This window comes from Crenobacter oryzisoli, from assembly GCF_030385785.1.
Lineage (GTDB): Bacteria > Pseudomonadota > Gammaproteobacteria > Burkholderiales > Chromobacteriaceae > Crenobacter_A > Crenobacter_A oryzisoli.
This window is the reverse complement of the sequence record NZ_JAUEDK010000023.1, coordinates 24,661-45,303: the sequence shown is the minus strand read 5'-3', so window position 1 is coordinate 45,303 and position 20,643 is coordinate 24,661. Positions and strand designations below refer to the sequence as shown.

The 20,643-nt window shown below is 62.4% G+C and carries 26 protein-coding genes; 2 read left to right on the top strand and 24 right to left on the bottom strand.

The window, feature by feature from the left end:
• Positions 1-42: 42 nt before the first annotated feature.
• The 4 genes from QU481_RS13490 to QU481_RS13475 all read right to left on the bottom strand — a co-directional run bounded on the left by QU481_RS13490 (position 43) and on the right by QU481_RS13475 (position 4,499).
• Positions 43-1,599 carry an MFS transporter gene (locus QU481_RS13490; RefSeq protein WP_289830547.1) on the bottom strand — a complete coding sequence of 519 codons (1,557 nt, stop codon included), beginning with the start codon at positions 1,597-1,599 and terminating at the stop codon, positions 43-45.
• 29 nt (positions 1,600-1,628) lie between these two features.
• Positions 1,629-2,057, bottom strand: a complete 429-nt coding sequence (locus QU481_RS13485) for a MarR family winged helix-turn-helix transcriptional regulator (protein WP_289830546.1) — start codon at positions 2,055-2,057, stop codon at positions 1,629-1,631.
• 185 nt (positions 2,058-2,242) lie between these two features.
• Positions 2,243-3,040, bottom strand: a complete 798-nt coding sequence (locus QU481_RS13480) for an MOSC domain-containing protein (RefSeq protein ID WP_289830545.1) — start codon at positions 3,038-3,040, stop codon at positions 2,243-2,245.
• Positions 3,041-3,092: 52 nt separating this feature from the next.
• The gene (locus QU481_RS13475) at positions 3,093-4,499 is read right to left on the bottom strand and encodes an aminotransferase-like domain-containing protein (protein ID WP_289830544.1); all 1,407 of its coding nucleotides are present in this window, start codon (positions 4,497-4,499) and stop codon (positions 3,093-3,095) included.
• A gap of 210 nt (positions 4,500-4,709) precedes the next feature.
• Here QU481_RS13475 and aptA point away from each other — a divergent pair, with 210 nt between their 5' ends.
• Together aptA and QU481_RS13465 are read left to right on the top strand one after the other, a co-directional pair.
• Positions 4,710-6,026, top strand: coding sequence for an omega-aminotransferase AptA (gene aptA, locus QU481_RS13470; RefSeq protein ID WP_289830543.1), 1,317 nt, complete (start codon positions 4,710-4,712; stop codon positions 6,024-6,026).
• Between the two features lie 64 nt (positions 6,027-6,090).
• Complete coding sequence (locus QU481_RS13465; protein WP_289830542.1) at positions 6,091-7,578, top strand: CoA-acylating methylmalonate-semialdehyde dehydrogenase; 1,488 nt, start codon at positions 6,091-6,093, stop codon at positions 7,576-7,578.
• Between the two features lie 135 nt (positions 7,579-7,713).
• Here QU481_RS13465 and lnt read toward each other — a convergent pair whose 3' ends face one another.
• The 20 genes from lnt to rpsH all read right to left on the bottom strand — a co-directional run bounded on the left by lnt (position 7,714) and on the right by rpsH (position 20,640).
• A complete protein-coding gene (lnt, locus tag QU481_RS13460) occupies positions 7,714-9,207 on the bottom strand; it encodes an apolipoprotein N-acyltransferase (RefSeq protein WP_289830541.1) in 1,494 nt (497 codons plus the stop codon).
• Positions 9,208-9,210: 3 nt separating this feature from the next.
• Positions 9,211-10,056: a CorC family transporter gene (locus QU481_RS13455; protein ID WP_289830540.1), complete on the bottom strand. Its 846-nt coding sequence runs from the start codon at positions 10,054-10,056 to the stop codon at positions 9,211-9,213.
• A gap of 7 nt (positions 10,057-10,063) precedes the next feature.
• Positions 10,064-10,570, bottom strand: coding sequence for an rRNA maturation RNase YbeY (gene ybeY / locus QU481_RS13450; RefSeq protein WP_289830539.1), 507 nt, complete (start codon positions 10,568-10,570; stop codon positions 10,064-10,066).
• Entirely contained in the window at positions 10,551-11,522 is a 972-nt protein-coding gene (locus QU481_RS13445; RefSeq protein WP_289830538.1) for a PhoH family protein, read from the bottom strand. Before QU481_RS13445 ends, ybeY begins: the two co-directional genes overlap by 20 nt.
• Before the next feature lie 18 nt (positions 11,523-11,540).
• Positions 11,541-11,837 carry a YciI family protein gene (locus QU481_RS13440; RefSeq protein ID WP_289830537.1) on the bottom strand — a complete coding sequence of 99 codons (297 nt, stop codon included), beginning with the start codon at positions 11,835-11,837 and terminating at the stop codon, positions 11,541-11,543.
• A gap of 64 nt (positions 11,838-11,901) precedes the next feature.
• Entirely contained in the window at positions 11,902-13,236 is a 1,335-nt protein-coding gene (gene miaB / locus QU481_RS13435) for a tRNA (N6-isopentenyl adenosine(37)-C2)-methylthiotransferase MiaB (protein ID WP_289830536.1), read from the bottom strand.
• A 322-nt stretch (positions 13,237-13,558) separates the two neighbouring features.
• Entirely contained in the window at positions 13,559-13,957 is a 399-nt protein-coding gene (gene rplQ / locus QU481_RS13430) for a 50S ribosomal protein L17 (RefSeq protein WP_289830535.1), read from the bottom strand.
• Positions 13,958-13,982: 25 nt separating this feature from the next.
• On the bottom strand, positions 13,983-14,966 hold the full coding sequence (locus tag QU481_RS13425; RefSeq protein ID WP_289830534.1) for a DNA-directed RNA polymerase subunit alpha: 984 nt from the start codon (positions 14,964-14,966) through the stop codon (positions 13,983-13,985).
• Between the two features lie 23 nt (positions 14,967-14,989).
• On the bottom strand, positions 14,990-15,610 hold the full coding sequence (rpsD, locus tag QU481_RS13420) for a 30S ribosomal protein S4 (RefSeq protein WP_289830532.1): 621 nt from the start codon (positions 15,608-15,610) through the stop codon (positions 14,990-14,992).
• A gap of 18 nt (positions 15,611-15,628) precedes the next feature.
• Positions 15,629-16,024, bottom strand: a complete 396-nt coding sequence (gene rpsK / locus QU481_RS13415) for a 30S ribosomal protein S11 (protein WP_289830531.1) — start codon at positions 16,022-16,024, stop codon at positions 15,629-15,631.
• A 17-nt stretch (positions 16,025-16,041) separates the two neighbouring features.
• Positions 16,042-16,404: a 30S ribosomal protein S13 gene (gene rpsM, locus QU481_RS13410; RefSeq protein WP_289830530.1), complete on the bottom strand. Its 363-nt coding sequence runs from the start codon at positions 16,402-16,404 to the stop codon at positions 16,042-16,044.
• 63 nt (positions 16,405-16,467) lie between these two features.
• The gene (rpmJ, locus tag QU481_RS13405) at positions 16,468-16,581 is read right to left on the bottom strand and encodes a 50S ribosomal protein L36 (RefSeq protein WP_011137711.1); all 114 of its coding nucleotides are present in this window, start codon (positions 16,579-16,581) and stop codon (positions 16,468-16,470) included.
• 32 nt (positions 16,582-16,613) lie between these two features.
• Complete coding sequence (gene infA / locus QU481_RS13400) at positions 16,614-16,832, bottom strand: translation initiation factor IF-1 (RefSeq protein WP_144372263.1); 219 nt, start codon at positions 16,830-16,832, stop codon at positions 16,614-16,616.
• Between the two features lie 21 nt (positions 16,833-16,853).
• Positions 16,854-18,173, bottom strand: a complete 1,320-nt coding sequence (gene secY, locus QU481_RS13395) for a preprotein translocase subunit SecY (protein ID WP_289830527.1) — start codon at positions 18,171-18,173, stop codon at positions 16,854-16,856.
• An 11-nt stretch (positions 18,174-18,184) separates the two neighbouring features.
• Positions 18,185-18,619, bottom strand: coding sequence for a 50S ribosomal protein L15 (gene rplO, locus QU481_RS13390; protein WP_289830526.1), 435 nt, complete (start codon positions 18,617-18,619; stop codon positions 18,185-18,187).
• A gap of 3 nt (positions 18,620-18,622) precedes the next feature.
• A complete protein-coding gene (gene rpmD / locus QU481_RS13385; RefSeq protein ID WP_289830525.1) occupies positions 18,623-18,808 on the bottom strand; it encodes a 50S ribosomal protein L30 in 186 nt (61 codons plus the stop codon).
• Complete coding sequence (gene rpsE / locus QU481_RS13380) at positions 18,801-19,319, bottom strand: 30S ribosomal protein S5 (protein WP_289830524.1); 519 nt, start codon at positions 19,317-19,319, stop codon at positions 18,801-18,803. Before rpsE ends, rpmD begins: the two co-directional genes overlap by 8 nt.
• A gap of 13 nt (positions 19,320-19,332) precedes the next feature.
• Positions 19,333-19,686 carry a 50S ribosomal protein L18 gene (gene rplR / locus QU481_RS13375; RefSeq protein ID WP_289830522.1) on the bottom strand — a complete coding sequence of 118 codons (354 nt, stop codon included), beginning with the start codon at positions 19,684-19,686 and terminating at the stop codon, positions 19,333-19,335.
• A 13-nt stretch (positions 19,687-19,699) separates the two neighbouring features.
• Positions 19,700-20,233, bottom strand: coding sequence for a 50S ribosomal protein L6 (gene rplF, locus QU481_RS13370; protein ID WP_289830521.1), 534 nt, complete (start codon positions 20,231-20,233; stop codon positions 19,700-19,702).
• 11 nt (positions 20,234-20,244) lie between these two features.
• Positions 20,245-20,640: a 30S ribosomal protein S8 gene (rpsH, locus tag QU481_RS13365; protein WP_289830520.1), complete on the bottom strand. Its 396-nt coding sequence runs from the start codon at positions 20,638-20,640 to the stop codon at positions 20,245-20,247.
• Between the last annotated feature and the right edge of the window lie 3 nt (positions 20,641-20,643).

Sequence of the window (20,643 nt, the reverse complement as noted above, 5' to 3'; positions counted from 1 at the left end):
ACAAGGACGCCCGTAACAGGGTAGACGACTCACCGAAACGGCTTATCTGCCGCGTGCAGCCCCTCTTGGGACAAACGGCGGCAACCTGCGAGCGATGACGAAGCTCAGCAGCGTCACCAGCACACAACCGGCGAAGGCCTGATGGATGCCACCGACCAGGCCCAGCCGCCCCTGCTCGACCAACGCCGCCGCATCGAAGTGCAGTTGTTGGCCGAAACGCGCCAAGCTGTCCAGGTCCTGCTGACGCACCAGAAGCTGCGGGGTGGCGAACAGCCGGTGCACCGCGGCATCGCCGACCTTGCCCTCGGCCAGCGCCGCCGCCACCGTGCGGCCATACTGCAGGTTGACCACCAGGCCGGCCACGCTGGCGCCGACCATGCTGCCCAGCGTGCGGGTGGTCTGGATCAGCGCCGAGGCGATGCCGGTGTCGCGCTTCTCCACCGCCGCCTGGATCTGCAGCGTCAGGTTGGGCAGCTGGAAGCCCAGGCTCAGCCCACACAGGCCGAACATCACCGCCATCAGCGCGTGACTGGTCTCATGGCTCAGCGTGGCCAGCAACGCCGCCCCCACCGCCAAGCCGATCAGCCCCCAGGAGATCAGCTTCTCCGGATGCGGCAGCTTGGGCAGCAGGCGGCCATTGATGATGCTGCCCACAGTGATGCTGACCAGCAGCGGCGTCACCAAGAGGCCCGCCTCCTTCGGCGACAGGTGGAAGCCGCCCTGCAGCAGCAGCGGCGCGTAGAACACCAGCACGAACATCACCAGCCCGGTCAGTGCGCCCAGCGCGCATAGCTGTCTCACCGTGCGGTTGTCGAACAGGTGCGCCGGGATGATCGGCGCGGCGGAGCGATGCTGGTGACGGATGAACAGCCAGCCCAGCCCCAGCGACAACGCCACCAGCCCCCAGAACAGCGGGTTGGCGAAGCCGAGCCGCTCGCCCTGCTCGGTGGTCACCAGCAACGTCACCACCGCGACGGTGAGTAGCAGCGCACCCAGCCAATCGATGCGGCGATCGCCCTGATGGTGCACCACCCGCGGCAGGAAGCGCCATACGACCGGGAAGGCCAAGAGACCGATCGGCAGGTTGACGTAGAATACGCTGCGCCAGCCCAGATGCTCGGTCAGCCAGCCGCCCAGCGCCGGGCCGACGGTGGTGGCGATGCCAAAAGCCGCCGACAGCATCGCCTGCCAGCGCACCCGCTGCATCGGGTCGGGAAACAGGTCGCTGACGGCGGCAAACGCGGCACCGGCCAGCATGCCGCCGCCCAGGCCCTGCAGCGCGCGTGCCAGCACCAGCTGCAGCATGCTCTGCGACATGCCGCACAGCGCCGAAGCGAGCGTGAACACGATGATCGACACCAGCACGAAGGGCTTGCGGCCGTACAGGTCACCGAGCCGGCCGGCGATCGGGATGGTGACCGCGTTGGTCATCAGGTAGGCCGAAGCCACCCAGGGATACAGGGCAAAGCCCTGCAGCTCGGCGACCACGCGCGGCAGCGCAGTGCCGACGACGGTCTGGTCGAGCGCGATCAGCATCAGCACCAGACAGATGCCGATCATCGCGGCGAGGGATTCGAATCGGGAGCGGGGAGGAGCCATGGGATATCCGTACAGGGGGACTCTACAAATTACGCGACACGAGCGGGCAACACGGCTTCGGCCAACGCTCGCAGCGCCGACACCAGCGCAGCACGCTGGTCATCGTCCAAGCGCTCCAACACCGTGGTGGCATGCTCGTCGAGCAGCGCCTCGATGCGCGCCGCTTCTTTGCGACCGGCAGCGGTCAGCGTCAACTCGACCACCCGGCCGTCGTGACGGCTGGGCGCCTTGTTGACCCAGCCCTGCGCCACCAGCCGGTCGATCGCACGGCTGACCCAGCTCTTTTCCAGCATCACCAACCGGCCGAGCTCGGCTTGCGACATCGGCTCGTGGCGTGCCAATGGCAGCAGCAGCCGGTGGCTGCCCACGATATTGGCGAGCGTCAGCTGTTGGCGCTGCTCGGCGAAGAAGCCGTACATGACTTGCCGCAACAGGGCGGCCTCAGTTTGACTAGCCATTCTAGTAATACCGCAAGAAACTAGTTGGGCACTTTAAGCGATATCGTTGCGTATAGCAACCATTGCCGTTATCTACCCGCTGGCACTCCCATGCCCTGCCCTAACTGATGTGTCGCGCTGATCGAGCCGACACAAAAAAGCCGGAAGCATCCGCTCCCGGCCCTTTCTCTGCTGGCGATGCGCCCTCAGAAGCGGTACTTGCCCTCCAGCACTTCAACCGGCGCGCCAACCTCGAGGATGCCCTCGCTCCTCGCCACCAGGTTGACGCCGAAGCAGATACCCTCCGGCAGCTGGCGGGTGCGGATCAGCGTCTTCAGCGGCTCGCCGCCCGGATCGCGCTCGCCCAGCTCGGGGTCGATGGTGGTCAGCACGCAGCGGGTGCACGGCTTGGCGACGTCGAACACGATGTCGCCGATCTTCAGCACCTGCCAGTCGTCCTCCTCCCAAGGCAACGCACCGTCGATCACCAGATTGGGGCGGAAGTGGCGCTCGGTCACCGGGCGCGGCAGCATCTCGTTCAGCGCATCGAGCGAGACACGATTGATCAAGAGGTAGGGATAACCGTCTGCGAACGACAACGGCGCAGCGATGGTCTTCTGCGAGCGGGTCGGCTTCGCACCCAGCCACAGCAGCTGGCACGGCTTGCCGAGCCAGTCCGATAGGTAGGCGTCGACATCCGGGTCGCCGTGCTGCGCGGTGAAATGGTCGCGCCAAACGGTGGTCGCGACTGGCTCAGTGTAGACCGGCGTCAACGCGGCGATCGGTGCACGGCCCGGCGCATGCAGCAGCAGCGCACCCGCCAGCGGCGTGACGCGGAGCGTCACCAGCTTGGCCTCGTCGCGCGCGGTGATGAACTGGCCGTCCGGCAGCGTGATCAACCACTCGCGGTCGTGCAGCAAGCCCTGCAGGCCAGCGTAAGCGCGGCTATAGGCGATGCCGCGGCCGGACTTGAGTGGGTGCACATAAAGCTGGCTCAACTGCATGCTGTTCTCTCCCTCGTGAAGCCTGCGAGCGTACTCCGTTTGGATAGCGTGCTCAATCGGCTGTTTGCTCGACCGAGCGCGCCAGGAAGCGCCACAGCTTCTCGTCGTCGCTGTACGCAACGTTGAAGCGCAGCCACGGCGAGGCGGCGCCATGCGGCCTGAACAGACGGCCTGGCGCGAGCAGAATGTCCTCGGCCTGCGCCGATTCGGCCAACGCTTGCGGGTCGACGTCGCGCGGCGGACGGGCCAGCAGAAACAGCCCGCCGGTCGGCTGCGTAAACAGCGTCCAGCCCAGCTCCTGCAGTCGCCGCCCCACCCTCGCCTGCGCGCCGGCGAGCCGCTGGCGCAGCCGCTCGACCTGGCGCCGATAGCGACCGTCCGACACCAGCGCCAGCGCAAGACGCTCGTTCAATTCCGGCGTGGTCAGGCCGGACAGCATCTTGTAGCGCACCAGCCGCTCCACCGGCTCGGTCGGCGCGGCAATGAAGCCGACGCGCAGGCCCGGTGACAGCGTCTTGGAGAAGCTGCCGATGTAGAGCACCCGCGACAGGCCATCTAGCGCCGCCAGGCTCGGCGTGCGCTCGGCGCACAGGTCGGCCGACACATTGTCCTCGACGATCCAGAAATTGTGCTGTTCGGCCAGTTTCAACACCCGATGCGCCACCGGCAACGTGTAGCTGGCGCCGGTCGGATTGTGCAGCCACGGATTGGTGAAGTAGGCGCGCGGCCGGTGCTCGGCGAGCAGCGCCTCCAGCGCCGCGGTGTCCGGACCCTGCGCCGTCCACGGCACGCCGACCAGCTTGAAGCCGCGGAAGGTCAGGCAGGAGATCAGGTTGCAGTAGCCCGGATCGTCGACCAGCAGGGTGTCGCCAGGCCGCGCCAGGGTACACGCGACCATGTCGAGCGCCTTGCTGGCACCCTGCGTCAGCACCAGCTGCTCCGGTCCGGTCGGGATGCCGCGTTCGGCCAACTGGCGGGCAAGCTCAGCGCGCAGCGCGCCATACCCCTTCGGCTCCCCGTAGTGGTCGCCGACGATGCCGCCGCGCGCCAGTGCGCGCAGTGCGCGCTGCTGCGCCTCGTCGTCGTACCAGCCGGCCGGCAGCCAGCCGCAACCGGCGCGTACGCCGAGCTGGCGCGTCTCGTAGACGCTGCGCAGCAGCCAGGAATCGTCGATCGGCAATTCGTCGAGCACCGCCGGTCGCGGTGGCGGCGTCACCTGTCTGGCCTCGACGTAGTAACCGGCGCCGCGGCGTGCCGACAGATAGCCGCGCGTCACCAACCGGTCGTAGGCGTCGGCGACGGTAAACGGACTCAGGCCTGCATCGGCGGCGGTACGGCGGATCGATGGCACCCGGCTGCCGGGCAGGTAGCGCCCCTGCTCGATCGCACCAATCAAGCGCCCGACCAGCCACTCGACCCGAGTCTGTCCGGGTGCCAACTTGATGTCCTTATCGCTCATCGCATTCTCCAGGATGCCGTACGCCGTCTATAACGACACACCATAGGCCGGCGGCGCGGCCGCTGATCAACCTACTGTACTGGCCGAAGCGTCAGTACAGAACGTCGGAAATTCCGCCCAACTGTACCTGTGATTGTACTGGTTTTCTGTCTAGATTCTTAAACAGAGCCGCCGCCGAGACAGGTGGTGCCACCCTGAGGAGACCTGCCAATGAATCGCCCCGCCATGGACGCTTACTGGATGCCGTTTACCGCCAACCGCCACTTCAAGTCCGCACCGCGGATGCTGGTGAAGGCCGACGGCATGTACTACACCGACGACGCCGGCCGCCAGATCCTCGACGGCAGCGCCGGCCTGTGGTGTGTCAACGCCGGCCACAACCGCAAGCCCATCGTCGAGGCGGTACAGCAGCAGATCGCCACCCTCGACTACGCCCCGCCATTCCAGATGGCCCATCCGAAGGCGTTCGAGGCGGCCGAGAAGCTCGCCGCGATGGCGCCGCAGGGTCTCGACCGGGTGTTCTTCGTCAACTCGGGCTCCGAGGCGGCCGACACTGCGCTGAAGATCGCCCAGGCCTACCACCGGGTGCGCGGTGACGCGGCACGCGTCAAGCTGATCGGCCGCGAGCGCGGCTACCACGGCGTCAACTACGGCGGCATCTCGGTCGGCGGCATGGCCGGCAACCGCAAGCACTTCCCGGTATCGCTGCCGACGGTCGACCACCTGTCTCACACCCACGACCTGGCCCGCAACGCCTTCAGCCGCGGCGAGCCGGAGCACGGCGCAGAACTGGCCGACGAGCTGGAGCAGCGCATCGTCACCCTGCACGACCCGTCGACCATCGCCGCGGTGATCGTCGAGCCGATGGCCGGTTCCACCGGCGTGCTGATCCCACCGAAGGGCTACCTGAAGCGCCTGCGCGAAATCTGCGACAAGTACGGCATCCTCCTGATCTTCGACGAGGTGATCACCGGCTTTGGCCGACTCGGTGCCGACTGGGCCGCCAACAAATTCGACGTGCTGCCGGACATCCTCACCTGCGCCAAGGGCCTGACCAACGGCGTGGTACCGATGGGCGCGGTACTGACCAAGCGCGAGATCCACGACGCCTTCATGGCCGCCGCACCGGAACGCGCCGTCGAGTTCCCGCACGGCTACACCTACTCGGCCCACCCGCTGGCCTGCGCCGCGGCGATCGCCACGCTGGACCTGTACCAAGACGAGCGGCTGTTCCAGGCCTCCGCCGCCAAGTCGCAGGTCTTCGAGGACGCCGCCCACGCGCTGCGCAGCACCCGCCACGTGAAGGACATCCGTAACCTGGGCCTGGTAGCCGGCATCGAGCTGGAAAGCCGCACGGGCGCGCCGGGACAGCGCGCCTTCGACGTGTTCCTGAAATGCTGGGAAAAGGGTGCACTGGTGCGCTTCACCGGCGACATCATCGCCGTCTCGCCACCGCTGATCATCAGCGAGGCCGAGATCCAGCAGCTGTTCGGCATCATCGACTACGCGATCAACGCCACCGCCTGATCGCCCCGCTTATCGACACCGCGCCGCGCCCTGGCGCGCGGCGCCCTCGCAACACGGATTAATCATGCAGACACTTCAGCATTTCATCGCCGGCCGTCTCGTCGACGGCCAGAGCAGCCGCTTCGGCGACGTGTTCAATCCGGCCACCGGCGCCGTGGCGCGCCAGGTACCGCTGGCCTCCGCAGTTGAGGTCGACGCGGCGGTCGCCGCCGCCCGCGATGCCTTCCCGGCCTGGGCCGCCACCACCCCACTGCGCCGCGCCCGGGTGATGTTCAAGTTCAAGGAACTGCTCGAACAAAACGCCCAGGCCCTGGCCGAACTGATCTCCAGCGAGCACGGCAAGGTGGTGTCCGACGCGCTCGGCGAAATCACCCGCGGCATGGAAGTGATCGAGTTCGCCTGCGGCATCCCGCAGCTCCTGAAGGGCGAATACTCCGAACAGGTCGGCAGCGGCGTCGACAGCTTCAGCCTGCGCCAGCCGCTCGGCGTGGTCGCCGGCATCACCCCGTTCAACTTCCCGGCCATGGTGCCGCTGTGGATGATTCCGGTCGCGCTCGCCACCGGCAACACCTTCATCCTCAAGCCATCCGAGCGCGACCCGTCTGCCGGCCTGTTCCTCGCCGACCTGCTCAAGCAGGCCGGTCTGCCGGACGGCGTATTCAACGTGCTGCACGGCGACAAGGATGCGGTGAACGGCTTGCTGACCCACCCGGACGTGGCCGCAATCAGCTTCGTCGGCTCCACGCCGATCGCCAAGCACATCTACGAGACCGGCGCTGCGCACGGCAAGCGCGTGCAGGCGCTCGGCGGCGCCAAGAACCACTTGGTAGTCGCGCCGGACGCCGACCTCGACCAGGCGGTCGAGGCGCTGATGGGTGCCGCCTACGGCTCGGCCGGCGAGCGCTGCATGGCGATCTCGGTGGCAGTGGCGGTTGGCGACGTGGCCGACGCGCTGGTCGCCAAGCTGGCCGAACGCGCCCGTTCGCTGAAGGTTGGCGCCGGCGACGACCCGGTTGCCGAGATGGGCCCGCTGGTCACCCGTCAGCATCTGGACAAGGTCTCGGGCTATGTCGACAGCGGCGTGCGCGAAGGCGCCAAGCTGGTGGTGGACGGCCGCAGCCTGAAGGTGGCCGGCCATGAGGATGGCTTCTTCATCGGCCCGTGCCTGTTTGACCAGGTCGGCACCGACATGACTATCTACAAGGAAGAAATCTTCGGCCCGGTGCTGTCGGTGGTGCGCGTGCCCGACTTCGAGGCGGCGATCGAGCTGATCAATAGCCACCAGTTCGCCAACGGCACCAGCCTGTTCACCGCGTCCGGCCGCGCCGCGCGCGAGTTCGTCAGCCGCATCCAGGTCGGCATGGTCGGCATCAACGTACCGATCCCGGTGCCGATGGCGTTCCACAGCTTCGGGGGCTGGAAAGCCTCGCTGTTCGGCGATCACTCAATCCACGGCCCGGAGGGGGTGCGCTTCTACACCCGGCTGAAGACCGTCACCAGCCGCTGGCCGGAATCGCTGACCGCCGAGTTCGCGATGCCGACGATGAAGTAAACAGGTGCATCAAGACAGCGACCCTGTCATCCCTTGCCCGGTCCAGCGCCGGGCTTTTTTCATTCCGCCCGACTCTCCAAGCGGGGCCAACAAAAACCCCGCCGAAGCGGGGTCTCCATGGAGCGGTGCAAGTGCTCAGCCTCGCCGGTTGCGCCACCAGCCGGTCAGCAGGGTCAGCAGCATCAGCACACCGGCCAGCAGCAACACCGGCAGGTCGCCGTAACGCATATACGGCGTCAGCCCGGTATGGCCAGTGACGGTGCCGATCAGCACCTGCTGGGAATCCGGCGCTGCCACCGAACCGATCTCGCCGTTCGGGAGAATGATCGCGGTCATACCGGTATTGGTGGCACGCAGCATGTAGCGGCCGGTTTCCAGCGCCCGCGCCTGCGACAGCTGCAGGTGCTGGCTCATCGCATTGCTCTGCCCGAACCAGGCAAGGTTGCTAACGTTGGCCAGAATGGTGGCGCGGGCAGCCGGGCCAATCAGCTCGTTACCGAAGCTGTCCTCGTAGCAGACGTTGAACGCCACCTGTTGCCCAGCCAGGCTCAACGGCGCTTGGTTCTCGCCGCCACGGGTAAAGCCGGACAGCGGCATGTTCATGAACTGGTAGATCCAACCGGTGATCAGCGGCAATGGCACGAACTCACCGAACGGTACCAAGTGGTCCTTGGCATAGTAGGGCTGGGTCGGGTCGCTCAGCGCCACCACCGCATTCAGGTAGCCGCGGCCGTCCGGAGTGCGACGCGGGATACCGGTCGCCAGCGCCATATGATTAATAGCGGCGGCATTGGTGATCATGGTCAGGTAGCCAGACGGCAGATCGCCGAGAAACACCGGCAGCGCGGTCTCCGGCAGGATCATCAGGTCGGCCCGGGTGGTCGCCACCTGCTGGTAGTAGCGCCTCAACGAGCTTTCGAAATTGGCTGGATCCCACTTCAGCGACTGCGGGATATTGCCTTGCGCCAGCGCCACCCGCACCGGCTGGCCGACCGGCGAGGTCCATTGTTGACCCTTCAGCCACAGCCCGCCGTTCCACAGCGCCAGCCCTGCCAGCACGGCGACCAGCCGGCTGCGCCACGTCACCAGCGGCAACAGCGCGATCAGGCCGACGGACAGCGCCACCGCATACGTCACCCCTAGCGTGCCGGTCACCGGGGCAAAGCCCGCCAGCGGGCTCTCGGTAATCTGCGAATAGCCGACGGCCCCCCAGGGGAAGCCGGTCAACATCCAGCTGCGCAGCCATTCGGTCACCGTCCAGGCAGCCGGAAACGCCACAGCCCAGCGCAGCCATGGCCGCGTATCGACCCGAACCGCGAACCAGGTCGCCAAACCCGGATACAGTGCGAGATACGCTGGCAGTAGCAGCACCAGCGGCGCGGCGATCCACGCCGGCAAGCCGGCGATGTCGTGCAGGCTGTTGTAAATCCAGTGGAAGTTGCTGGTATACGTCGCCAGTCCCCACAGGTAGCCAAGCAAAAAGGCATGGCGTGGGGCTCTCTGCGCCAGTACCACCGGCACAGCGAGCAGCAGCGGCATCAGCCAGAACAACCGGAACGGCGCAAACGCAAACACCGTCAACGCGCCGGCGACGATCGCCAGTAGCAGATAGCAAAGGGAACGCAGCATGCGTCAGTCCGTGGTTTCCGGCTCGCGGCGTGGCTCGACGCTCAATGTGTGCAAGCGGCGGCTGTCGGCGCGCAGCACGGTGAAGGTGAAGGGGCCGATATCGACCTTCTCGCCGCGCTTGGGCATCAGCCCGAACGCGCCGATCACCAGGCCGCCGACGGTATCGACCTCGTCGTCGGAAAAATCGGTATCGAAGAATTCGTTGAAATCGGCGATCTCGGTGAGTGCCTTCACCCGGTAACGGCCGTTGCGCATCGCGACGATGTTGTCCTCGCTGTCGTCGAAGTCGTATTCGTCCTCGATGTCGCCGACGATTTGCTCGATCACGTCCTCGATCGTCACCAGGCCGCATACGCCACCGTATTCGTCGACAACGATCGCCATGTGATAGCGCGCAGAGCGGAAGTCCTTCAGCAAGGTATTCAGCGGCTTCGACTCGGGCACGAACACCGGCTTGCGCAGGCTGGCACGCAGGTCGAAGGTATCCGGGCTGGTGAAATAGCGCAGCAGGTCTTTGGCGAGCAGCACGCCGAGCACGTCGTCCTTGTCATGGCCGACCACCGGGAAGCGCGAGTGCGCCATCTCCACCACGAAGGGCAGGAAGCGCTCGATCGGGTCGTCGGCCCGCAGTACGTCCATCTGGCTGCGCGGCACCATCACATCGCGCACCGTCATCTCGCTGAAATTGAGCACCCCTTCGATCATCGCCAGTGCGTCGGCGTCCATCAGGTTGCGCTCGAAGGCGGAGCGCAGTTGCGCGACCAGTTCTTCGCGGTCTTCCGGCTCGTGGGACAGGCGGTTGAGCAGGCGCTCGAACCAGTTCAATCGGGGCTTACTGGGGTCGTCCATGGTGGAATTACGGGTTGGCCTCAAGATAGGGGTCGGGATAGCCCAGGCCGGCGAGGATGCGCGTCTCCAGCGCCTCCATCTCCTCGGCCTCGGCGTCGTCTTCGTGGTCGAAACCTTGCAGGTGCAGCATGCCGTGCACGGTCAAATGGGCATAGTGGGCAGCGAGCGGCTTGCCTTGCTCGGCCGCCTCACGCGCCACCACCGGCGCGCACAGCACCAGATCGCCGAACAACGGCATGCCGGGTACCGGCTCACCCTCGTTCAGCGCGAAACTCAATACATTGGTCGCATAGTCTTTGCCGCGATAGTCGCGGTTGAGCGTCTGGCCTTCTTCAGCGTCGACGATCAACAGCGAAATCTCGGCCTGGCGCACGTCGGCCTGCAGCGCGGCGCGCGCCCAGCGCTTCAGCTCTGCGACACGCGGCAGGTCGGTTGCCGCGCTACGGATAGCCAGCGCCAGATTGAGCCGTTCGGCCAACCGCTGGCGCAGCGGGTTACGCTTGGCGATTTTCATCGGTACTACCCTGATATGCATCGTAAGCGTCGACGATCTTCTGCACCAGCGGGTGGCGCACCACGTCGTCGCTCTGGAAACGGTGGAAATGGATGCCGCGCACATGACCAAGGATGCGCTCGACTTCGGCGAGGCCGCTCTTCTGGTGGCGAGCTAGGTCGACCTGACTCTGGTCGCCGGTAATCACCGCTTTGGAGCCGAAACCGATCCGAGTCAGAAACATCTTCATCTGCTCGGGCGTGGTGTTCTGCGCCTCGTCAAGGATGATAAAGGCGCTGTTCAGCGTGCGCCCGCGCATATAGGCGAGCGGTGCGATCTCGATCAGGTTCTTCTCGAAGTAACGCGTCACCTTGTCGAAACCGAGCAGGTCATAGAGCGCGTCGTAAAGCGGACGCAGATACGGATCGACCTTCTGCGCGAGGTCGCCGGGCAGGAAGCCGAGCTTCTCGCCAGCCTCCACCGCAGGACGCACCAGCACGATGCGCTTGACCGCATCGCGCTCGATCGCATCGACCGCACAGGCCACCGCCAGATAGGTCTTACCGGTACCAGCCGGTCCCAGGCCGAAAGTCACATCGTGTTCCAGGATGGCCTTGATATAGCCCGACTGGCGCGGGGTGCGACCGCGCAGTTCACCACGACGGGTCTGCAGCACCGGCGCGCTCGCCTCATCGGCGGCACTCAGCGGCTGCTGATGGCGACGCACCTCGACCAGGCCGAGCTGGATATCGTCAACCTCCAGGTCCTGCTTTTCGGCCAACAGATAGAAACGGGTCAGTGCCGTCACCGCCTCGCGTGCTAGCTCGCCCTTGATGCGGAACGCCTCGCCACGGCGGTGAATGACCACATCGAGCGCGGTCTCGATCTGACGTAGATTTTCGTCCAGCGGGCCGCACAGTCGGGCCAGCCGCTCATTGTCTATCGGGTTGAAACTCAGATTCTCAGTGTGCAAGTAGGACAACTCCGCGGATCAGGCCGGTAAGCGCTCGCGCACGGCGGCAAGCTCGTCGACGGTCATGGTAGGAATGAACTCGGTAATCTCATAACGCGCGAGGCCTGCCCGTGCGAACGGGTCGTCGGCCAACCGCGCTTCCAGCGCTGCACGCTCGCCGCGCGCCAGGATCACTCCTCCATCGCGCGGCACTTTGCGCCCTGAAGCGAGAAACACCCCAGCCGCGTAGCCGGCCTCCAACCACTCGACATGTTCAGCCAAGTGCACGTCGATCTCTTCGAGCGCCGCAGTATAGCTCAGCGAAACGATGAACATGGCATGCTACCCATGATAGTCGCGAAACAGTTAGGATACCGCCGCCACCGCCCGGGCGAAACCCTTACACCGCCTCGACAATCACCGCCTCGCCACCGAGCGAATGCGGATACGCTTCGGTGATCACCACGTCGATCATCTGGTTGATCAGACGTGGATGGCCGACGAAGTTCACCACGCGGTTGTTCATCGTGCGCGCCGCCAGCATCGACGGATCCTTCTTTGAGATGCCTTCAACCAGCACCTGCTGCACCGTGCCGACCATGCTGCGGTTGATCTCGAAGCCCTTCGCCTCGATCACCTCGTTCAGGGCCTCCAGGCGGCGCACCTTCTCGGCATGAGGGGTGTCGTCCGGCAAGTTGGACGCCGGTGTGCCGGGGCGCGGACTGTAAATGAACACGAAGCTGAAATCGAACTCCAAGTCCTTCACCAGTTTCAGCGTCGCCTCAAAATCCGCCTCGGATTCCCCCGGGAAACCGACGATGAAGTCGCTCGACAGGCACAAGTCCGGGCGGATCGCGCGCAGTTTGCGAATGATCGACTTATATTCCAGGCCAGTATAACCGCGCTTCATCGCCATCAGCACCCGGTCCGACCCGCTCTGCACCGGCAGGTGCAGATGCGAGACCAGTTTCGGCAGCTTGGCATAACAGTCGATGATCTGCTGAGAGAATTCACGCGGATGGCTGGTGGTGAAGCGGATGCGTTCCACGCCCGGAATCTCGTGCACATATTCGAGCAGCAGCGCGAAGTCGGCGATCTCGCCATCCGCCATCAGTCCGCGATAGGCGTTGACGTTCTGCCCCAACAGGGTGATTTCCTTCACCCCCTGCGCGGTCAGGCCCGCGATCTCGGTCAGCACGTCGTCGAACGGCCGCGACACTTCCTCTCCGCGGGTGTAGGGCACCACGCAGAACGAACAGTATTTAGAACAGCCTTCCATGATCGACACAAAGGCCGCGCCGCCTTCCACCTTCGCAGGCGGAATGTGGTCGAACTTCTCGATCTCAGGGAATGAGATGTCCACTTGGGAAGCGCCGCTCTCCTGCTTGGCCGAAATCAGCTCCGGAAGACGGTGCAGCGTCTGCGGCCCGAACACCACGTCGACGAACGGCGCTCGCTTCACGATCGCCTCGCCCTCCTGCGATGCCACACAGCCACCCACCCCGATCACCAAGTTGGGATTCTGATCCTTCAAGTGTCGGATGCGCCCCAGGTCCGAGAATACCTTCTCCTGCGCCTTCTCACGCACACTGCAGGTGTTGAACAAGATAACGTCGGCTTCTTCCGGCTTGTCGGTTTTCTCGAGCGGCTCCTTGCTGCCCAGCACATCGACCATCTTGTCCGAGTCATACTCGTTCATCTGACAGCCGAAGGTCTTGATGTACACCTTCTTCATTGTTGCGGCACTTCCCGTTGAAGCGGGCCGCCGCTCCCATTGGCTGGCAGCGACCCGGTGATCTCACCCGTGACCAAGCGCCCGGACAACCAATGGGGCGGCAATTTTCACAGGCAAATGAATAAGTTGGGCGATTTTAGCACAAGGCCACCTGCGCGTTGAGCAGCCAAGCCGCATCATCCGACAGATGAGTCAATCCCAAGCCATTGATCTGATGGGCTATTTTAACCCAACCTCTCCACCCTAACCGCAAGATCGCGGCCAAAGGCGGACGCAAAAAAGCCAGCCCTAGGGCTGGCTTTTTCTGAACAAGCGCTATCGATTAGGCAGCAGCTTCTTCTACGACTTCTACCGGCGCACCTTCAGCACGGTCAACCAGCTCAACCAGAGCCAGCGGGGCGTTGTCGCCCTTGCGGAAACCGTACTTCAGGATGCGCACGTAACCGCCATTGCGGGCTGCGAAACGCGGGCCCAGCTCGTCGAACAGCTTAACGACGATGTCGCGGTCACGAGTGCGGTCAAACGCCAGACGGCGGTTGGCCAGCGACGGCTTTTTGCCGAGCGTGATGAGCGGCTCGGCCACACGACGCAGTTCCTTGGCTTTCGGCAGCGTGGTCACGATCACTTCGTGACGCAGCAGCGAGTTCGCCATGTTGCGCAGCATCGCCAGGCGGTGGCTGGTCGTGCGGTTCAGTTTACGATTACTGTAACGATGACGCATTCTTAATGTCCTTTAGTCTCAAACCTTACGGCTTTTCCAGCCCTGCCGGCGGCCAGTTCTCCAGCTTCATGCCGAGAGTCAGACCTTTGGAGGCGAGAACTTCTTTAATTTCATTGAGCGACTTGCGACCCAGGTTCGGGGTTTTCAGAAGCTCAGTCTCGGTGCGCTGAATCAGATCACCGATATAGTAGATGTTCTCAGCCTTCAGGCAGTTGGCCGAACGTACCGTCAGTTCGAGATCGTCGACTGGGCGCAGCAGGATTGGATCGATCGGCGGAGCCTTCTCGACCACTTCCTCTACCGTCGTGCCTTGCAGATCGGCGAAGATCGACAGCTGGTCGACCAGAATGCGAGCCGCGGAGCGGACTGCTTCTTCCGGTTCGATCACGCCGTTGGTCTCGATGTCGAGCACCAGACGGTCGAGGTCGGTACGCTGTTCAACGCGTGCCGACTCCACAGCAAAGCTCACGCGACGCACCGGCGAGAACGACGCATCCATCTGGATGGTACCGATGGTACGGTTCTCTTCGTGGTTCACGCGGCTAGCCACCGGCTGGTAGCCACGGCCCTTCTCGACCTTGACTTCCATCTCGATCTTGCCGCCAGCGGCCAGGTGACCGATCACATGATCCGGATTGATCACCTCGACGTCGTGCGGCAACTCGATATCGCCAGCCAAGACAGCGCCCTCGCCCTCTTTCTTGAGGGAGAGCACCACGCTGTCACGACCATGCAGCTTAAGCACCACGCCTTTCAGGTTCAGGAGGATGTCGACGACATCTTCCTGAACACCGTCCAGAGCGGAATACTCATGCAAAACGCCAGCGATAGTCACTTCGGTCGGAGCAAAGCCGGGCATCGACGACAGCAGAATGCGACGAAGCGCATTGCCCAGGGTGTGGGCGTAGCCGCGTTCGAACGGCTCCATCGACACGCGTGCATGCGTGGCCGAAATCGGCTGAACATCGATGAGGCGCGGTTTCAGAAATTCCGAAGCGCTGTTTTGCATTGTCATTCCTTATGGGCTAGCGATTACTTGGAGTAGAATTCCACAACAAGCTGTTCGTTGATATCGCTAGACAGTTCGGAACGTTCCGGCATGTTCTTGAACACGCCTTCCATTTTCTTGGCATCCACCGAAACCCAAGCCGGGAAACCGGCTTGGCCAGCCAGCGCCAGCGCTTCCTGGATACGAACCTGCTTCTGGGACTTCTCGCGAACCACCACCGCGTCGCCGGCTTTCACCTGGTACGACGGGATGTTGACCACGATGCCGTTTACCGTGATGGCCTTGTGGCTCACCAGCTGACGTGCTTCAGCGCGGGTGGAACCGAAACCCATGCGGTAAACCACGTTGTCCAGACGGGACTCGAGGATTTGCAGCAGGTTTTCGCCAGTCGAACCCTTGCGGCGAACGGCTTCAGCGAAATACTTGCGGAACTGACGTTCCAGAACGCCGTAGATACGGCGGATCTTTTGCTTCTCGCGCAGTTGAACACCGTAGTCCGACAGACGGGGTGTCTTGGCACCGTGCTGACCCGGAGCTTTGTCCAGCTTGCACTTGGAGTCCAGAGAGCGTCGGGCGCTCTTCAGGAACAGGTCGGTACCTTCGCGACGCGCGAGTTTACATTTTGGGCCGATGTAACGTGCCATGTTCTCACACTCTCCGAATTAGATACGACGTTTTTTAGGCGGACGGCAGCCGTTATGCGGCACCGGCGTCACGTCGGAGATGCTGGTAATCTTGAAGCCCAGCGCGTTGAGAGCACGCACGGAGGATTCGCGACCCGGGCCCGGGCCCTTGATGCGAACTTCCAGGTTCTTCACACCGTATTCTTGGGCAACTTTACCAGCATGCTCTGCTGCTACCTGAGCAGCAAAGGGTGTACTCTTGCGCGAGCCTTTGAAACCAGCACCGCCGGAGGTAGCCCAAGACAAAGCATTCCCTTGACGATCGGTGATGGTGATGATGGTGTTGTTGAACGAAGCGTGCACGTGCACGATGCCTTCGCTAACAGACTTGCGCACCTTTTTGCGTACACGGACAGCTGTGTTTGCTTTAGCCATTCTCTGTGTTCCTTAAATTACTTCTTGCCGGCAATAGCCTTGCGCGGACCCTTGCGGGTACGGGCATTGGTGCGGGTACGCTGGCCACGGCACGGCAGACCACGGCGATGACGCATGCCACGGTAGGAGCCCATGTCCATCAGACGCTTGATGCTCATGGTGATTTCGCGACGCAGGTCACCTTCTACGGTGAACTTGGCCACTTCTTCACGCAGCGTCTCCATCTCGGCTTCGGTCAGATCCTTCACCTTGGTGGTGGTGTTGATCCCGGCGGAGGCGCAGATGCCCTTCGCACGGGTGGAACCGATACCATAGATGGCCTGCAGGCCGATTACGGCGTGCGCATGATTGGGGATGTTTACCCCTGCAATACGGGCCATACTCTTTCCTTAAGACCTTGAAAAGTTTGCGATTGTAACACGCAAAAACAGGTCTAACAAATGTTAGCCTTGTTTTTGCTTGTGACGCGGATCCGTGCAGATCACGCGAACTACGCGATTGCGACGAATGATTTTGCAGTTACGGCAAATTTTCTTTACCGAAGGCTGTACTCGCATGTCAGTTCCTTATCTAAACGCGCGCGAAGCAATCACTTCGCACGGAACACGATTCGGGCACGCGACAGATCGTACGGGGTCATTTCCACCGTCACCTTGTCGCCCGGCAGGATGCGGATGTAGTGCATCCGCATCTTCCCGGAAATATGCCCGAGTACTACGTGTCCATTTTCCAGCTTGACCCTGAAAGTCGCGTTAGGCAACGTTTCCAGGACCTCGCCCTGCATCTGGATCGTATCTTCCTTAGCCATAAACCCAGTGAACTCGGTCAATCAGCGGGTGAGCGCATTGCCTTTGAAGTTGGCCTTCTTCAGCAAGCTCTCGTACTGGTGTGACAGCACGTAGGACTGGACCTGTGCCATGAAATCCATGGTCACCACTACCATAATCAGCAGCGAGGTACCCCCAAAATAGAACGGAACGTTCCACTTCAGGATCAGGAATTCTGGCAGCAAGCAGACCAGCGTGATGTAAATCGCTCCAATCAGCGTCAGCCGCAGGAGGATCTTCTCGATGTACCGAGAAGTCTGTTCACCCGGACGAATACCCGGAACGAACGCCCCACTCTTCTTCAGGTTGTCCGCCGTTTCCTTCGGGTTGAAGACCAACGCCGTGTAGAAATAGCAGAAGAAGATGATGGCTGCCGCGTAAAGCAGCACGTAAATCGGCTGGCCCGGGTGCAGTTTGTCTGCCACCGACTTCAGCCAACCAAACCCTTGCGTATTGCCAAACCAGCCCAGCACGGTAGCCGGGAACAGGATAATGCTCGAAGCAAAGATAGGTGGAATCACGCCGGCCATGTTGAGCTTGAGCGGCAAGTGCGTGCTCTGGCCCTGCATGATCCGGTTGCCCACCTGGCGCTTGGCGTAGTTGACCAGCACCTTGCGCTGACCGCGCTCGACGAACACGACCAGGTAGGTAACGGCAATTACGGCAATGAACAGCACGATCGCAAACAGAATCGGCAACGAACCCTGGCTCGTCAGAGTCAGCGTCTTGCCGATTGCTGCCGGTACACCTGCCGCAATACCCGAGCAGATGATCAGCGAAATACCGTTGCCGATGCCGCGCTCGGTGATCTGTTCACCCAGCCACATCAAGAACATCGTACCCGTTACCAGGGTAACAACCGTGGTGAGGTAGAACTCCCACTGAGCCGTCACCACCAGATTCGGCTGCTTAAACAGCATCACAGCGATACCGAAACTTTGGAAAGTCGCGAGTAGCACTGTGGCGTAGCGAGTGTACTGAGTGATCTTGCGCCGCCCCGCGTCGCCTTCCTTCTTCAGCTGCTTGAGACTGGGCACGACCTCGCCCGCAAGCTGCAGAATGATGGAAGCCGAGATATACGGCATGATGCCAATGGCAAATACCGTAAATCTCGACAGGGCCCCCCCGGAAAACATGTTAAACATGTCCAGGAGGCCCGTTTGCGACGAGTGGAACAACTTCGCTAGTTCGGCAGGATTGATGCCCGGAACCGGGATATGAGCCCCGATCCGGTATACGATCAACGCACCGATCAAGAACCAAATGCGCTTTTTCAGATCGCCAAATTTATTGGCGCTTGCCACTAGAGAAGTATTCGCCACCGACGTGCGCCTTATTCAACAATACTGCCGCCAGCGGCTTCGATCGCAGCACGGGCACCGGCGGTAGCCAGCACACCACGCAGCGTCACAGCACGCTCAACTTTGCCGGACAGAATGACCTTGGCCGACAGCGACTGGATAGCGATCAGGCCAGCCTGCTTCAGCGCCAGCAGATCGATGTCGTCAACCGGCAGCAGGTTCAGTTCGGACAGACGCACTTCAGCAGTCTTGCCAGCGGTCAGCGACTTGAAGCCGCGCTTCGGCAGACGGCGCTGCAGCGGCATCTGGCCGCCTTCAAAACCGACCTTGTGGAAACCACCGGCACGGCTCTTCTGGCCCTTGTGACCACGACCGGCAGTCTTACCCAAGCCGCTACCGATGCCGCGACCAACGCGGCGCTTGGCGTGTTTAGCGCCGGCGCCCGGTTTAATCGTGTTCAGCAACATGATTTAGCCCTCAATCTTCAGAAGGTAGCTGATCTTGTTGATCATGCCACGGTTCTCAGGCGTGTCGATCACTTCGACGGTCTGGCGAATCTTCTTCAGGCCCAAGCCACGAGCGCACGCCTTGTGCGACTCGAGGCGGCCGATCAGGCTCTTCACCAGCGTCACTTTCACGGTTTTAGCGTTACTCATGCTCCACCCCCAGGATGTCCTCGACGGTCAGACCACGCTTCGCAGCAATCTGCGACGGAGTGCAGATCTTGTTCAGACCGTCCAGCGTGGCGCGAACCACGTTGTACGGGTTGGTCGAACCGTGAATCTTCGCGGACACGTTGTGAACGCCCATGGCGTCGAAGATCACACGCATCGGGCCGCCAGCCTTCACACCGGTACCTTCTTTGGCCGGCTGCATGAAGACGGTGGTAGCACCGTGCTTACCCACTACGGCGTGATGCAGGGTGCCGTTCTTGAGCGGGATCTTCACCAGGGTGCGACGGGCTTGTTCCATCGCTTTTTGCACGGCAACCGGCACTTCTTTCGACTTGCCTTTGCCCATGCCGATACCGCCATCACCATCACCCACCACGGTGAGCGCGGAGAAGGCCATGATACGACCGCCCTTCACCACTTTGGTGACGCGGTTGACGCTGATCATTTTCTCGATCAGACCGTCGCCACGATCTTCCATTTCGTGCTTAGCCATTCTTCACTCCGAATTAGAATACGAGACCGTGCTCGCGAGCGGCATCAGCCAGGGCCTTGACACGGCCGTGGTACTTGAAGCCGGCGCGGTCAAACGACACTTTCTCGATGCCAGCTGCTTTAGCCTTCTCGGCGATGCGTTTGCCTACAGCGACGGCCGCTTTCACGTTGCCGCCATTGCCTGCATCCGAACGCACTTCAGCTTCAAGAGTCGAAGCGCTGGCCAGCACACGGCTACCAGTCTCATCGATGATCTGAGCGTAGATGTGGCCGTTCGTGCGATGCACGCTGAGCCGCACCATCTTGAGCTCCGCAATCCGAGCACGGGTTTTGCGTGCACGGCGGAGTCGAGCTTGTTTCTTGTCCATTTCAGCGCCTCAATTACTTCTTCTTGGTCTCTTTGAGAACCACGACTTCATCCGCATAACGAACACCCTTACCTTTGTAGGGCTCCGGCGAGCGGTAAGCGCGGATCTCGGCAGCCACCTGGCCAACGAGCTGCTTGTTAGCGCCCTTAACCAGGATTTCGGTCTGCGTCGGAGTCGCCACGGTAATGCCTTCCGGCATCTTGTGGGCCACCGGGTGCGAGAAACCAAGCGACAGGTTCAGGGTATCGCCAGCGGCTTGAGCGCGGTAACCCACACCCACCAGCTGCAGCTTCTTCTCGAAGCCTTTGGAGACACCGGTCACCATGTTGTTGAGGAGAGCACGCAGCGTGCCGGACATGGCACGTGCGAACTTGCTATCGTTTTTCGCAGCGAAGGTCAGCTCGTTGTTATCGAGCTTGATTTCGACATCCCCGCACAGCGGCGTGCTGAGGGTGCCAAGGCTGCCTTTCACGGTCACGTCGGTCGCGTTGAACTTCACTTCAACGCCAGCCGGGATCGCAACCGGGTTCTTAGCTACGCGAGACATTCAACCCTCCATTAAGCCACGATGCAGAGCAGCTCGCCGCCGATACCGGCTGCGCGCGCTTTGCGATCGGTCATGACGCCCTTGGAAGTCGACACGATGGTCACGCCCAGGCCATTCATCACCTTCGGAATCTCGCTGGTGCCTTTGTAGACACGCAGACCAGGACGCGAAACGCGTTCGATGCGTTCGATCACCGGACGGCCAGCGTAGTACTTCAGCTGGATGTCGAGAACCGGCTTCTTCTCTTCGCCACCTACGGCGAAGTCTTCGATATAACCTTCGTCTTTCAGCACCTGGGCAATCGCCAGTTTCAGCTTCGAGGACGGCATAGAAACCGACACCTTGGCTGCACGCTGTGCGTTACGAACGCGGGTCAACATATCGGAAATAGGATCATGCATGCTCATTCG